The organism is Prevotella sp. tf2-5 (genome assembly GCF_900115435.1).
GTDB lineage: Bacteria > Bacteroidota > Bacteroidia > Bacteroidales > Bacteroidaceae > Prevotella.
In genome coordinates this window covers 270,601-285,179 of the sequence record NZ_FOWK01000002.1, presented here as the reverse complement: position 1 = coordinate 285,179, position 14,579 = coordinate 270,601, and the positions used below count along the sequence as shown (strand labels likewise).

Annotated in this window: 9 protein-coding genes; 8 read left to right on the top strand and 1 reads right to left on the bottom strand. The window is 48.2% G+C overall.

What is annotated here, in order from left to right; all coding sequences use genetic code 11:
• Positions 1-107: 107 nt before the first annotated feature.
• The 4 genes from BM257_RS03130 (at position 108) to BM257_RS03115 (ending at position 6,803) form a co-directional block, all read left to right on the top strand.
• Entirely contained in the window at positions 108-1,220 is a 1,113-nt protein-coding gene (locus BM257_RS03130; protein WP_143096729.1) for an Lnb N-terminal periplasmic domain-containing protein, read from the top strand.
• Entirely contained in the window at positions 1,217-2,590 is a 1,374-nt protein-coding gene (locus BM257_RS03125; RefSeq protein ID WP_092068157.1) for an alkaline phosphatase family protein, read from the top strand. The genes BM257_RS03130 and BM257_RS03125 overlap by 4 nt, the downstream gene beginning before the upstream one ends.
• Positions 2,591-2,694: 104 nt before the next feature.
• A complete protein-coding gene (secA, locus tag BM257_RS03120; RefSeq protein WP_092068155.1) occupies positions 2,695-6,066 on the top strand; it encodes a preprotein translocase subunit SecA in 3,372 nt (1,123 codons plus the stop codon).
• A gap of 38 nt (positions 6,067-6,104) precedes the next feature.
• Positions 6,105-6,803, top strand: a complete 699-nt coding sequence (locus tag BM257_RS03115) for an ABC transporter ATP-binding protein (protein ID WP_092068153.1) — start codon at positions 6,105-6,107, stop codon at positions 6,801-6,803.
• Positions 6,804-6,805: 2 nt separating this feature from the next.
• Here BM257_RS03115 and BM257_RS03110 read toward each other — a convergent pair whose 3' ends face one another.
• The gene (locus BM257_RS03110; protein WP_092068151.1) at positions 6,806-9,448 is read right to left on the bottom strand and encodes a 4-alpha-glucanotransferase; all 2,643 of its coding nucleotides are present in this window, start codon (positions 9,446-9,448) and stop codon (positions 6,806-6,808) included.
• A 98-nt stretch (positions 9,449-9,546) separates the two neighbouring features.
• Here BM257_RS03110 and mltG point away from each other — a divergent pair, with 98 nt between their 5' ends.
• The 4 genes from mltG to BM257_RS03090 all read left to right on the top strand — a co-directional run bounded on the left by mltG (position 9,547) and on the right by BM257_RS03090 (position 14,577).
• On the top strand, positions 9,547-10,572 hold the full coding sequence (gene mltG / locus BM257_RS03105) for an endolytic transglycosylase MltG (RefSeq protein ID WP_092068149.1): 1,026 nt from the start codon (positions 9,547-9,549) through the stop codon (positions 10,570-10,572).
• Positions 10,573-10,811: 239 nt separating this feature from the next.
• Positions 10,812-12,530, top strand: coding sequence for a glutamine--tRNA ligase/YqeY domain fusion protein (locus BM257_RS03100; RefSeq protein ID WP_092068147.1), 1,719 nt, complete (start codon positions 10,812-10,814; stop codon positions 12,528-12,530).
• Complete coding sequence (locus BM257_RS03095) at positions 12,530-13,954, top strand: tetratricopeptide repeat protein (RefSeq protein ID WP_092068145.1); 1,425 nt, start codon at positions 12,530-12,532, stop codon at positions 13,952-13,954. The genes BM257_RS03100 and BM257_RS03095 overlap by 1 nt, the downstream gene beginning before the upstream one ends.
• Positions 13,951-14,577: a DedA family protein gene (locus tag BM257_RS03090; RefSeq protein WP_092068143.1), complete on the top strand. Its 627-nt coding sequence runs from the start codon at positions 13,951-13,953 to the stop codon at positions 14,575-14,577. Before BM257_RS03095 ends, BM257_RS03090 begins: the two co-directional genes overlap by 4 nt.
• The last annotated feature ends 2 nt before the right edge of the window (positions 14,578-14,579 follow it).

Sequence of the window (14,579 nt, the reverse complement as noted above, 5' to 3'; positions counted from 1 at the left end):
GTTAAGTGGAAAATATAGGTTAATTTTGCATCGTGAAACATTTAAAAATCATTTTTAATGTGCTGAGAGGGGGTCTCATAGGGGCTATTTTTCTTGCCGTAACCCCTATGGAGGCACAGCAGGACTCCCTTCGACTGGACTCTGTGGAGATTAGTTTGCTGACATGTCAGCCACATGACGAAGTTTACAGTCTCTATGGACATACCGCCATCCGCTACCATGACATGCGGAAAGGTGGACTTGACATCGCTTTCAATTATGGGGTTTTTGACTTCCGAAAGCCTTTCTTCACACTCCGGTTTGTATTCGGCATCACAGACTATGAGCTGGGAGCCTATCCCTACCGCCTCTTCCAACAAGAATACCGACGCTTGGGCAGTATGGTGACAGAACAGGTGCTGAACCTGACAGACGAGGAGAAAATGACACTCCAACAGGCTCTCGCAGTGAACATGCAAGACCAAAACCGGGTATACCGTTATAATTATTTCTATAACAACTGTACCACCAAGGCACGGGATATCATAGAACAATGCATCCTGGGGAATGTGTCATACCAGTCCCGTGAGGACTATACTCCGACTTATCGGGAAATGGTTCATGAGATGACTAAGGAGCATCCGTGGGCCACTTTCGGCAACGATCTCCTGTTAGGTATCCTTGCTGACAAGAAGACAGATCGTCAGCAACAGGAGTTTTTACCCTACAACCTGATGTATGATTTCGACCATGCCGAGATTTACGCCAACGGGGATTACCGCCCGTTGGTGAAAGAACGTAGGATCAGTGTTCCTGCGGGCATACAGATCAAGAAGCAAGGTTTTCCTTTGCGTCCTCTCACCTGTGCCATCATCTTTACAGTTATCGGTATTGCCATGTTCGTCCTGCAGTTGCGGGGTAAGCGCATCTTCCTTTGGTGGGACACTTTCTTGATAATCACGACAGGTATCTTCGGCATCATCCTCTTCTTGATGCTGTTCTCCCAGCATCCGACAGTCAACGTGAATCTGCAGATCATCCTATTGAACCCACTACCCTGGTTCTTCTTATGGAAAGTGATCCGAGCCAGGAAAACCCGCTACTGGAGTATCACGGCAGTATTGGCAGTACTTTTTTTGATAGGCGGTCTCTTTCAAGATTATGCAGAAGGTATTTGGTGTTTGGCATTGTGTTTGCTGCTTCAGTGTTGGATTCATCTTAAAGACAGGCTAAAGACATGAGGAATAAGTACCTATATATCACCCTGCTCAGTATCCTGGGACTCAATGCCGAGGCACAGGAGCAGCTCATAGCACAAGCTCCCCGACTGGTTATCAGTATTACAATTGACCAGTTGCGCACGGATTACCTGGAGACCTATGTCCCGCTTTACGGCAATGAGGGACTAAAAAAACTGCTGACAGAAGGGAAGGTATTCACGAATGGAGCTTACCACTTCACTCCCGTTGACCGTGCCTCTGCCATCGCCTCCTTGCACACAGGCACTGTTCCGTATTATAATGGGATTACCGCTGAGGAATGGCTCGACAAGCAGACCCTCCGTCCACAGAACTGTGTAAGAGACCAGAAAATCGGATATTCCCCACAATTCTTAGGAACCTCAACCATCAGTGACGAGTTGAAGATGGCAACCAACGGTATTGCCAAGGTATTCTCCTTTGCTTCCACCGCTGATGCTGCCATTCTGTCAGCAGGCCATGCCGCAGACGGTGCTGCCTGGATTAGCAACGGGCAATGGGCGACAACGACCTATTACCGTCCTGTCAACCAGTGGCTGAGTGGGTATACACGTCTTTTCCATCCCGGCACTGACACCAACAAGACAATAACGGACGCAGCATTGAAATGTATCGAGCAGGCTGGTATTGGTAACGATGATAAGACCGACCTCGTCAGTCTGACTTATACAGCAGGACTCCAGATGGAGTCATATGTGGAACTGGACCGTCAGATGACAAGGCTTCTGAACGGTGTAGAACAGCAAATTCCAAGAGACCGGGTACTATTTGTCATCACGGGTACCACCAGTCGCGAGGAAGAGGAAGAAGGGAATCAGGAACGTTACCGCATCCCGACAGGTACTTTCTACATCAATCGAACCGCCAACCTGTTGAACATGTATTTAGGTGCCGTTTTCGGTCCAGCCAAATATGTGGAGTTCTGTTATAAGAACCAAGTCTATTTCAATCATCAATTGCTCCGTCAGAAGAATATCCATTTGGGAGAGATCTGTAGTCGTTCCCAGGAGTTTCTACTTCAATTATCCGGGGTTCGTAACGTATACACAGCCAACCAGTTACTGACAAGCGATAGTTATTTACTTGAAAGTATTCGAAATGGCTTTAATGTCGAGAAATGTGGTGACTTAATCATTGACATCGCACCAGGTTGGAAACTCATCAATGAAGACACTTTGGAAAAGTCTACCTCCCGTTCTGCACATGTCCCATTCCCGATCATCATCTACGGAGCTGGGACTAAATCCGAGCGCGTTCAGACACCTGTCACCGTCGACCGTATCGCACCTGCCATTGCTCGTGCCATCCGCATCCGGGCTCCGAATGCTTGTTCTTCTGAGCCACTTTTTTAAGAATTAAAAGGTAAAAAAGTAAAAAGGCTGTCGAAAGTACGAAAATAAATTCGTACCTTTGCAACCGTTTATGTTCATTAAGGTAAAATAAAAAGAAATAAGATATGAATTTAACTAAGATTTTGACATCGTTGTTCGGTAACAAGTCCACCCGTGACATGAAACTGATCCAGCCTCTAGTGGAGAAAGTAAAAGCCGCTTACCCTGAGATTCAGAAACTCGACAACGACCAGTTGCGCCAGCGTACCAAGGACATCCAACGTCAGGTGCAGGACTCTGCGAAAAAACAGAAAGAAGAAATTGAGCGTTTAAAAGAAACTATTGAGGATACACCCATTGACGAACGTGCGGAGATTTTTGCCAAGATTGACAAACTGGAGAAAGAGGCCCTGGAGATTTACGAAGATGCATTGAATGAGGTGATGCCTGAGGTCTTCAGCATCGTCAAAGAGACAGCTCGTCGTTTTGCCGAGAATGAGGAGACCATTGTCACTGCGACAGACTTCGACCGTGAGTTGGCTGGTGACCCGAAGAAGGACTTCATCACGATTGACGGTGACAAGGCTATCTATCATAACCACTGGACTGCAGGTGGTAACGACCTGAAATGGGAGATGGTACATTATGACGTACAGCTCTTCGGCGGTGTCGTACTGCATCAAGGCAAGATTGCTGAGATGGCAACGGGTGAAGGTAAGACACTGGTGGCAACCCTACCTGTCTTCCTGAATGCACTGACCGGTAACGGCGTACATGTAGTTACTGTCAATGACTACCTCGCCAAGCGTGACTCCGAGTGGATGGGACCACTTTATATGTTCCACGGATTGTCCGTCGACTGTATCGATAAGCACCAGCCTAACTCAGAGGCCCGTCGTAAGGCGTACCAATGTGACATCACCTTCGGTACGAATAATGAGTTCGGTTTCGACTACCTGCGTGACAATATGGCAATCTCCCCACAAGACCTTGTGCAGCGTGCCCATAACTATGCCATCGTCGACGAGGTCGACTCCGTGTTGATTGACGATGCACGTACCCCGTTGATCATCTCTGGTCCTGTACCTAAGGGCGACGACCAGATGTTTGAGGAGTACCAGCCCTTGGTAGAGAAACTCGTAGGCGTACAACGTCAGCTCGCCACCCAGTATCTTGCTGAGGCAAAACAAAAAATTGCGGAAGGACGTGAGAAGAATGACAAGAAGCTGGAGGAGGAAGGTTTCCTCGCACTCTTCCGTTCCCATAAGTGTCTGCCCAAGAACAAGCCCCTGATCAAGTTCCTGTCGGAAGAGGGTATCAAGTCAGGAATGCAGAATACGGAAAACACGTATATGGAGAACAACAACCGCCGTATGCCGGAGGCAGTGGAGCCCCTGTATTTCGTGGTTGATGAGAAGCTGAACTCCTGTGACCTGACAGACAAGGGTACCGCATGGCTTGCCAAACAGGTGAATGACGCTGAGCTCTTCGTGTTGCCCGACATCACCAGTCAGTTGTCCGCACTGGAGGCTGACACCACTATCAGCGACGAGGAACGATTGAACAAAAAAGACGAGATGCTCAACCACTATGCCGTACAGAGTGAGCGCGTACACACCCTTCAGCAGTTGTTGAAGGCATACACGATGTTCAACAAGGACGACGAATATGTGGTCATCGACGGAGAAGTAAAAATTGTCGACGAGCAGACCGGTCGTATCATGGAGGGGCGCCGCTGGAGCGATGGGCTCCATCAAGCTGTCGAGGCAAAGGAACATGTGAAGGTAGAGGCCGCTACACAGACCTTTGCCACCATCACCCTGCAGAACTATTTCCGTATGTACCATAAGTTGGCAGGTATGACAGGTACCGCCATCACAGAGGCTGGTGAGCTTTGGGATATCTACAAACTTGACGTGGTGGAGATTCCCACCAACCGTCCCGTCATCCGCGATGATATGGATGACCGCGTCTATAAGACAGCCCGCGAGAAATATCGTGCCGTTATCGAAGAGGTGGTACGTCTGCGCAAAGCTGGACGTCCTACCCTGATTGGTACAACCTCCGTGGAGATTTCTGAGTTGCTGAGCCGTATGCTCGATATGTATGTTAACCCAGAGACGGGTAAGCGTGAGGGTATTCCCCATCAAGTTCTGAATGCCAAGCTTCACCAAAAAGAGGCAGACATTGTGGCACTTGCCGGACAGTCGACCAATGGACTGGGTGCTGTGACGATTGCCACCAACATGGCTGGTCGTGGTACCGATATCAAGTTGTCACCCGAGGTAAAGGCGGCAGGCGGTCTTGCCATCATTGGTACAGAGCGTCATGAGAGCCGTCGTGTCGACCGCCAGTTGCGTGGTCGTGCCGGTCGTCAAGGTGACCCGGGTAGCTCATTGTTCTTTGTCTCTCTGGAAGATAAGCTGATGCGTCTGTTCGGTTCTGAGCGTATTGCCAATGTGATGGACCGTCTTGGTTTCAAGGAAGGCGAGATGATTGAGAGTCCGATGATCAGCAAACAGATTGAGCGTGCCCAGAAGAAAGTTGAGGAGAATAACTTCGGTATCCGTAAGCGTCTGCTTGAGTATGACGATGTGATGAACAAACAACGTACCGTTATCTACGAGAAACGCCGTCACGCCTTGATGGGTGAGCGCATCGGTATGGATATCTCCAATATGATGTGGGACCGTGTGGTGAACATCATTGAGAACAATGACTATGATGGTTGTAAGGAGGAGTTCCTGCATATCTTCGCTATGGAGGTGCCTTTCACGAACGAGCAGTTCCTCAACGAGCAGCGTGAGCAATTGGAGGAGAACGCCTTCCAACAGGTGATGGAGACCTTCACCCGTAAGACAGAGCGTATCCGTGAGGTAGCTCAACCTATCATCAAACAGGTATACGAGAACCAAGGTCACATGTACGAGCGTATCGTGGTACCATTGACAGACGGTCGTAAGATGTATAACATCCCCTGTAACCTCAAGGAGGCTTACGAGAGTGAGTGTAAGTCGATTGTCAAGGAGTTTGAGAAACAGATGCTGCTGCATATCATCGATGAGTCGTGGAAAGAGAATCTCCGTGAACTCGATGAGCTGCGCCACTCTGTACAGAATGCCAGCTATGAGCAGAAAGACCCGTTGCTGATCTTCAAACTAGAGAGTGCCAAAGTATGGGACACGATGATTAACGAGATGAACAACCGCATCGTCTCCATTCTTATGCGTGGAGCTATTCCTGAAATGCAACAGCAGGATGTCCGTGAGGCAGCTCCAGAACAGCGCACCCAGCGCCAGCAGTACACAGAGAGCAAGCAGAATTTGTCACAGGAACAGATGACCGACCCGAATCAGGCTGCTGCCGCTGCCCACGACACCCGTTCCCAACAGCCTCGCACTCCGATTATCAAGGATAAGCTTCCTGGACGCAACGATCCATGTCCCTGTGGCTCCGGTAAGAAGTTCAAGCATTGTCATGGTCGCGGTCTGGTATAAATTATAGTCACTATAGGAACTATTGGACCTATAAAATTATGATCAAAATAGAAAACCTCAAGAAACAATTCGGCGATACCGTTGCCTGCGATATCGAGCGGTTCACCATTAACGATGGTGACATCCTCGGTCTCGTAGGTAACAACGGTGCCGGGAAGACGACACTCTTCCGCCTTCTTCTTGACCTGCTGAAAGCGGACGAGGGGACCGTCTCTATCAATGATATCAATCCTGCCGACAGTGAGGCATGGAAGCAACAGGTAGGAGCCTATATCGACGAGGGTTTCCTCATCGATTTTCTTACCCCAGAGGAGTATTTTGCTTTCCTAGGCAAGATTTCTGGTATGACACAGCAACAGGTGGATGAGCGACAGAAGGATTTCGAGCAGTTTGCCGCTGGTGAGATCTTCGGGCAGAAGAAACTCATCCGCAACCTCTCTGCAGGAAACAAACAGAAAGTTGGCATCATCTCTGCCCTCTTCCGCCGTCCGGACATTGTCATCCTCGATGAGCCTTTTAATTTCCTCGACCCATCGAGCCAGCTCACTCTCAAGCACGTCCTTACTGACTATTCCCGTGAGACAGGAGCGACCCTGCTGATCTCAAGTCATAACCTTCAGCATACAGTTGACATCTCAACACGTATAGCATTATTGGAACATGGCGTCATCATCCGTGACCTGCCCAATGAGGAAGCAAGTGCAGCCACAGAGCTAGAGACATATTTCGGAGGATAGAGTCAGGAGTTGCAGCGTTTGCTGCGGACTATCATCGTACGTACCTTATGATTATACCGATCGGCAGCCATAAGCTGCTCGATAGTGAGATGCATGCGGTATTTCCAGCGATTATAAGGATCACTGGGGATGTTGATACGCTCTTCCTGTGGATGTTTGGAGCGTAGCTCGCCGTCCATGGCGAGCCAATCTTGCAAGGACAAGATACAGAGCATCGACGGACAATAGAGATGGCGTGCGATAATTTCCTCCGCCAAGAAAGCCGGCAACTGCTCTGGGGCACGTCCCTCTTTTTGTAGCATCGTAACACAGAAACGCTGACGAAGCTCCGGATTTTCCTGCCACCATAGCCGTAAGGGCGACATGTCATGGGTAGAGATGGTGGCAACGGAACGATAAGGATTTGCCTCCAGATGGGCGAATTCAAAGCCCTGCTGCTTAGGCATTTGCTGAATCTCAAGGGTAAGGATACGCAATTGGTCAAGCACAGGCTCCACACAGTCTGGCAACATTCCAAGATCCTCAGCACAGACAAGTAGGCGGGAGTCTTTCAGGATAGCCGGCAACCGTTTGAGAGCCTGTTGTCCCCAATAGATGGAATGACGCTGGTAGAAATAGTTATTGTATAGTCGCATAAAGGCATCCTTATCCTCATTACTCAGTGCCTCATAGATAGGCTCATGGAGTGCCCCAACCCGTGGATGGTACATCTCTGACTGACGAGGATCCTCCACAAAAAGCACATCACTGATCAAGCGCAACAGTCCGTCTCGTATCCACAGACTGCTTTCATCACGCCGGTCAGCAAAATAAGCGACCACCTTACGCTGGGTATCGTACGGTTCCTGTAAGTCATAAAGATTATATGCCTTACGCACTAAGAAGTTGTCACGGACATACTGGGCATGTATACCGAAGAGGCGATTGATGAGGCGGTCATTAATAAACGGTTTCGTATAGAGCTCTTTTCGGAAAGAAAGACCGAAATACTCTATTTCAGCAATAGTAAGCGGCAAAGCTGGTGAGAAATGTCCCAAGACACCATCAACAGCCTCCTCTGGGATCTCCCAAATACGGAAAAAGCCCAGCACATGATCGATACGTATGGCATCGAAATACTGCGCCATATGTTTCAGTCGCAGGTGGAACCAGTTTACAAGAGAAGAGGGTGAATCCTCGTTCCCCCAATGGTAGGTTGGGAATCCCCAGTTCTGACCTTGTTTCGTAAAAGCATCTGGCGGAGCCCCTGTCTGACTGTCAAGATGAAACAGATCAGGATGTACCTTGGTCTCCACACTTTCACGGTTCACTCCAATAGGCAGGTCGCCTTTAAGGACGATACCCTTGGAGCGGGCATAGTCAGCAGCTTCCTTTAACTGCGTATGCAACAGCATTTGCACGAAACAAACATAATCATAATCTTCAGCGCGAAAAGCCGCATAAGGTTTGAGCCATTCTGCGTTATCATGGACAAACTCCTTAAAACACATGGAAGCCATAATACTCTTTTTCTGTTCCTCAAAGAGTTGTGTCAGATACTCCTGCTTGACACGGTCAACTGCCTCATAGTCACTATATGACAAGGCATTGAGCTCCTGTTGACGACGGTGGAACTGAATCATCTGCTGACGTGACTTCAAAGAACCTGCCGCCTCTAGATCAACATAATGTGGATGGAGGGCGAAGACACTGATAATATTATAGGGATAAGAGTCTTGCCACCCATGACTGACAGTCGTATCATTGACTGGTAGAATCTGAATAATGCTCATACCCGTCTGCTCAGCCCAGTCGACCAATCGTTTGAGATCACCGAAATCCCCCACTCCATAGCTATGCTCACTCCGCAGGGAGAATACGGGTATAGAGACACCGGCGGCACGCCAGGTCTGCTCTTTCAGGCGTAACTGTTCACCATACAACACCAGCACTTGTCCGTCGCTGATAAGCTCCTGACTGTTAGTCATAGACTGTAGGTTGTTGTCTATCACTCTGTTATCACCCTCTTCCCATCCAACAAAGGCATGCGTCTGATCATCCACCACCACATATTTATACTCCAGCGGGAAGATCATACCCAGCGCATTGACGGTGAGCATCCACTCATGCTGCCCGGCATATTCCATCCGAAGATAACGGGAAGTATTCCAGCTGCCGATGGCAGGATGACTTCCGCAGATAGCAACAGCTTGTCCTGGTTGCAACTGGGGTGCGGAGACACGGAAGGTGATGGTACGCCGGAACAATGGGAGGCGTAACGCCTCAACATGCTCATTGGTACGACCATGAACCGTCGTCAGATAAGCATTGGTATACAGATGATATGGTAGTGGCAGGTCACGCCATTGGTCTGGGAACAGATAGTCTTTCGACGTGTCAAAATGGTAGATACGTGGCACCAAGTCCCACTCACGACGCAACAGGTGACCATCCGCATCCTCCACCTGATACATATATATAATATGTGAAAGCGGATGCTGGCGTGACTCCAAGGCAGCCGTCTCCAAAGTCCATAGCTCTCCGTCCTCTGTCTGCATCAGCAAGTTATATTTCTTGACAGTACCGTCCTGACTATGATAGGCGATATTCACATGGAGGCTCTCTCCCCATGCGGTATGGTATCTGATACTGAATCTTAGCTTCATGTTTTCCTAACTTTTTGGCAAAGTTACGAAAAAATCCTAAACTATAGACTACAAACTCCAAACTTTTATTATCTTTGCAGGGTAAAAACAAAAAAGACATGAAGATTTCAGGTTATAAGAGATATCTCATCCCTGCTGCCATAGGATTGCTATTGGTAATAGGGCTCCCTTTCTATTTCTTCTTCAAGGGGGTATCAACATTAGAAGAGACACATTATATATATATAGATGAAGACGACACCCAAGACAGTGTCATCGCAAAGATCAAGCCGATAGCTTATCCTACCGCTATGGCAGGACTTCAAACCTTGTTGCGTCACGCCGACTATGGCGATCACATCAAGACAGGACGGTATGCCATCAAGAAAGGAGAGGGAGCTGTTACCATCTACCGCCACCTGAAGAGCGGGCGACAGGAGAGTCTCAACCTGACAATTCCCGAGGCAAGGACCATGGACAGGCTTGCTGCGATATTGGGTAAGAAACTGATGCTTGACTCTGCCGCTATCGCTGATGCGCTCCATTCTCAGGAGACCTGTGGGAAATACGGCTATGACACTTGTACCATCTCTGCGATGTTCGTACCCAACACTTATGACATCTACTGGAATGTGAGCATTGACGGGCTGCTGGAGCGTATGAAGAAAGAGCATGACCGTTTTTGGAATGGGGGACGTACGGCAAAAGCCCGGAAGATAGGATTATCTCCCAATGAGGTAGCTACCCTTGCCTCTATCATCGATGAGGAGACTGCCAATACAGCAGAGAAGCCCATGATTGCGGGAATGTATATCAACCGACTGAGACAGCACATGCCATTACAGGCTGACCCCACGATCAAGTTTGCCCTCAAAGACTTCGCCATCAAACGTATTTATAACAACATGCTCAAGATTGACAGTCCTTATAATACCTATAAGAACGAAGGACTACCTCCCGGTCCCATTAAGATCGCCTCCATCAAGGGTATTGACGCCGTTCTGAATCATGTAAGTCATGAGTATCTGTATATGTGTGCCAAAGAAGACTTCTCCGGGACCCATAACTTCGCCAAGACGTATCCCGAGCATCTGAAGAATGCGGCGAAATACAGCAAAGCACTCAACGAGAGAGGTATTAAATAAAAAATGCTCCTTGCTTCACAGCGAGGGGCATTTTTTAATCGGTATTAGTCCTTTTTTAAGGTAAAAAGATTGTATTCAGGATAACGTTGGCAAAGGTACTGCCTTTTTGATACCCACGCAAATTATTTCTTATGTTAAATAACATATTTTTGGTAAACAACAAAAAAACTCTAAACTTTCAACTATAAACTCTAAACTTTTTCGTACCTTTGCACACCCAATTAAACGTTTAATATATCATGATAGAAGAGAAGAAAATGACTGAGGGCGAAGAGAAAAAGAGTCTCAGTTTCGTGGAGCAAATGGTGGAGGGCGACCTCTCCGCAGGTAAGAACGGAGGTAGAATACAGACCCGTTTCCCACCAGAGCCCAACGGATATATACATATCGGACATGCCAAGGCTATCTGCATGGACTTCGGTGTTGCGGAGAAATTCGGCGGAATCTGTAATCTTCGTTTCGATGACACCAATCCTACCAAGGAGAATACCGAATATGTGGAGAACATCATGAACGACATCAAGTGGCTTGGTTTCCACTGGGAGAACGTTTATTATGCCTCCGATTATTTTGATAAATTATGGGATTTCGCTATCTGGCTCATTGAAAAGGGACTCGCATACGTTGATGAGCAGACCTCTGAGCAGATTGCGGAACAGAAAGGAACACCGACACAGGCAGGAAGGCCTAGTCCGTTCCGTGACCGTCCCATTGAGGAGAACCTTCGTCTGTTCCGCCAGATGAACACACCAGAGGCTGTGGAGGGCTCCATGGTATTACGTGCCAAGCTCGACATGGCAAACCCGAACATGCACTTCCGTGACCCGATTATCTACCGTATCATTCAGATACCTCATCATCGTACTGGTACCAAATGGCACTGCTACCCAATGTATGACTTCGCCCATGGACAGAGCGACTATTTTGAAGGTGTCACCCACTCTATCTGTACACTGGAGTTCGTTCCCCATCGTCCACTTTATGATAAGTTTGTAGACTTCCTACAAGAAAAAGAGGGACAGACAGCATATCGTCCCCGCCAGATAGAGTTCAACCGCCTGAACCTCACCTACACCGTGATGTCCAAGCGTAAGTTGAAGGCTTTGGTGGATGAGGGACTGGTAGACGGATGGAGCGACCCTCGTATGCCGACTGTCTGTGGTATGCGCCGTCGTGGCTATTCCGCACAGAGTATCCGTAACTTCATCAAGTCTATCGGATACACCAAATTCGACGCGCTGAATGACTACGCATTGTTGGAGGCAGCTGTCCGTGACGACCTGAACAAGAAAGCGTGCCGTGTCTCTGCCGTATTGAATCCTGTGAAACTCGTCATCACCAACTATCCCGAGGGAAAGACAGAACAGATGGAAGCTGTTAACAATCCTGAGAATGAGGCAGATGGTAAGCATACCATCACATTTAGCCGTGAGTTATGGATAGAGCGCGACGATTTCATGGAAATTGCCGAGAAGAAATTCATGCGTCTGGCACCTGGCAAAGAGGTACGTCTGAAGAATGCCTATATTATCAAATGTGACGAGGAATATCCCTGTGACAAGGATGCTGAGGGAAATGTCACGACGATTTATGCCACCTACGATCCAGAGACCCGCAGTGGACAACCTGGTGCTGACCGTAAGATTAAGGGAAAGACATTACACTGGCTGAGTTGTCAGAATGCTGTACCCGCAGAGGTACGCCTCTACGACCGTCTGTTCTCCGTGGAGAATCCCGGTGCCGACGAGCGTGACTTCCGTGAGTTACTCAACCCGGACTCGCTGACTGTACTGCAGAACTGTTACGTAGAACAATACCTCACGGAAAAGAAACCTGGTGACTTCCTGCAATTCCAGCGCATTGGTTACTTCACACTCGATGAGTCGTCTAAGGAAGGACATCTCATCTTCAACAAGACTGTTGGGCTGAAGGACACCTGGGCGAAGATGAATAAATAATGAAGAAAACAGGCGACGACTATTTTGACAGCGAGGAGTTCAGGAATACCCTGAACGATTACGAGGAATCAGTCAAGTCAGGGCATCCTCTCTTTATGGATGCCGATGATTTGGCTGATATTGCTGATTACTATCATTTCATGGGAAAAGAAAAAAAAGCCGATGAGACGATAGACTATGCGTTGTCATTATATCCGAACGCCACTCTCCCTAATGTCTTCAAGGCACGTGAGGCTTTGACGACAGGCGACATCGACTCAGCCCGGGAATATATCGCTCAAATTGAAAGCAAGGACGACCCAGAGTACCACTATATGCAGGCAGAACTGTTGATGGCACAGGACCTGGTGGAGGAAGCAGACACTTATCTTCGCCAGTATTTCAAGACGGTACCACCAGATGAGTATCAGGACTCTGTCATGGATATTGCCAATATCTTCTTTGATTACGGACTGAACGACAAGGCGTATGAGTGGATTATGCGCAGTACAGGTGACGACAGTAATGATTTCAAAGAACTGATGGCACGCACCCTCTTCGGACTGGGGAAGTTTAAGGACAGTGAACGTATCTTCAATGAGCTTCTGGACAAGGATCCTTATTCTAAACGATATTGGAATGCCTTGGCGAGCACCCAGTTAATGAATGACGATATTAGTGGTGCTATTACCAGCAGTGAATATGCGATAGCCATTGACCCTGATGACCCGGAGGGAGTCCTCAATAAAGCCAATGCGTTGTTCCGGCTAGGGAACTTTGAGGAAGCCATACGCTATTACGACCGCTACGGAGAGATATCCGGACCCGATGAGCTCAGTCTTTTACACAAAGGATCCTGCTTGTTCAACCTTCGCCGAACTGAGGAGGCACTGGCTGTCCTCCAACAGGCATTGACAGTATGTCCTCGTGACTCCCAGACTCTTGTACAGATCTATCAAGAACTGGCTTTCTGCTATAGTGCCCTTCGCCGTCTGGAGGAATCGATACACTATATCGATGAGACACAAGACCTTGATTGTGACCATATTGACATGCAGGTATTGAAAGGGCATATCCTGCTGGAGAATGGCAAGAGAGATGAAGCGGAAGAAGTATTCAAGGATGCCATCAAGCGTTCCGATGAAGACCCAGGTATCATCATTCGTATCATCGTGTCTCTCTACGACAATCAATATGTGAAAGCCGCCTATGAGATGTTCAAGAAATTCTTCTCATTGATTGTCGATGACCAATACGATCAGGGGTATTCCTATCTTGCACTATGTTGCTGTGACCTTGGCTACAAAGAAGAGTTTCTCAAATATCTCCGTATTGCCGTGGAGCGTAACCCACATGAGGCAAAAACGGTGTTAGGGCATCTCTTCCCTGAGGACATGGCGGTAACAGATTATTATCAGTATATGTATCAAAAACTTAGAAAATGAATTTCATCTCTTCCCTCCTTTCCAATCTCAATTATGGAACAATCCTGTTCCTGATGCTCCTGGAGAGCACCGTGGTTCCTGTCCCCTCAGAGTTTGTGGTGACACCAGCAGCTTATCATGCCGCAGGTGGAAACTTGGATGTTTTCCTGGTGATTCTCTTCGCCACCATCGGAGCAGACCTTGGCGCTTCCATCAATTATGTTGTCGCCTATTATGTCGGCAGACCCGTCATCTACAGTTTTGCCAACAGCAAATGGGGGAAGATGTGCCTGTTGAACCAAGAGAAAGTAGAGAAAAGTGAGAAATACTTCGACGACCATGGTGTGGTGGCGACTTTGACCGGACGACTGATTCCCGGTATCCGTCACCTCATCTCCATTCCCGCAGGTCTGGCAAAGATGAACTACTGGAAATTCTTGTTTTACACGACAATCGGTGCAGGAGTATGGCACAGTATCCTTGCCGCCCTAGGCTGGTATCTGCATGCCATCGTCCCAGAGGACCAGCTCAACGACAAAATCAGTGAGTATGCTGAGTACATCAAGATCATCATCATCGCACTGGTATTGTTAGCCATCGCCTATTTCGTTATCCGGCACCTTCTGAAAAGAAAAACCGATTAATA

Excerpts from the sequence above, each read along its gene's own strand:
- BM257_RS03095 (WP_092068145.1), top strand. The coding sequence starts at position 12,530 with ATGAAGAAAACAGGCGACGACTATTTTGACAGCGAGGAGTTCAGGAAT.
- secA (WP_092068155.1), top strand. The coding sequence starts at position 2,695 with ATGAATTTAACTAAGATTTTGACATCGTTGTTCGGTAACAAGTCCACC.
- mltG (WP_092068149.1), top strand. The coding sequence starts at position 9,547 with ATGAAGATTTCAGGTTATAAGAGATATCTCATCCCTGCTGCCATAGGA.
- BM257_RS03125 (WP_092068157.1), top strand. The coding sequence starts at position 1,217 with ATGAGGAATAAGTACCTATATATCACCCTGCTCAGTATCCTGGGACTC.
- BM257_RS03090 (WP_092068143.1), top strand. The coding sequence starts at position 13,951 with ATGAATTTCATCTCTTCCCTCCTTTCCAATCTCAATTATGGAACAATC.
- BM257_RS03110 (WP_092068151.1), bottom strand. The coding sequence starts at position 9,448 with ATGAAGCTAAGATTCAGTATCAGATACCATACCGCATGGGGAGAGAGC.
- BM257_RS03130 (WP_143096729.1), top strand. The coding sequence starts at position 108 with ATGGAGGCACAGCAGGACTCCCTTCGACTGGACTCTGTGGAGATTAGT.
- BM257_RS03100 (WP_092068147.1), top strand. The coding sequence starts at position 10,812 with ATGATAGAAGAGAAGAAAATGACTGAGGGCGAAGAGAAAAAGAGTCTC.
- BM257_RS03115 (WP_092068153.1), top strand. The coding sequence starts at position 6,105 with ATGATCAAAATAGAAAACCTCAAGAAACAATTCGGCGATACCGTTGCC.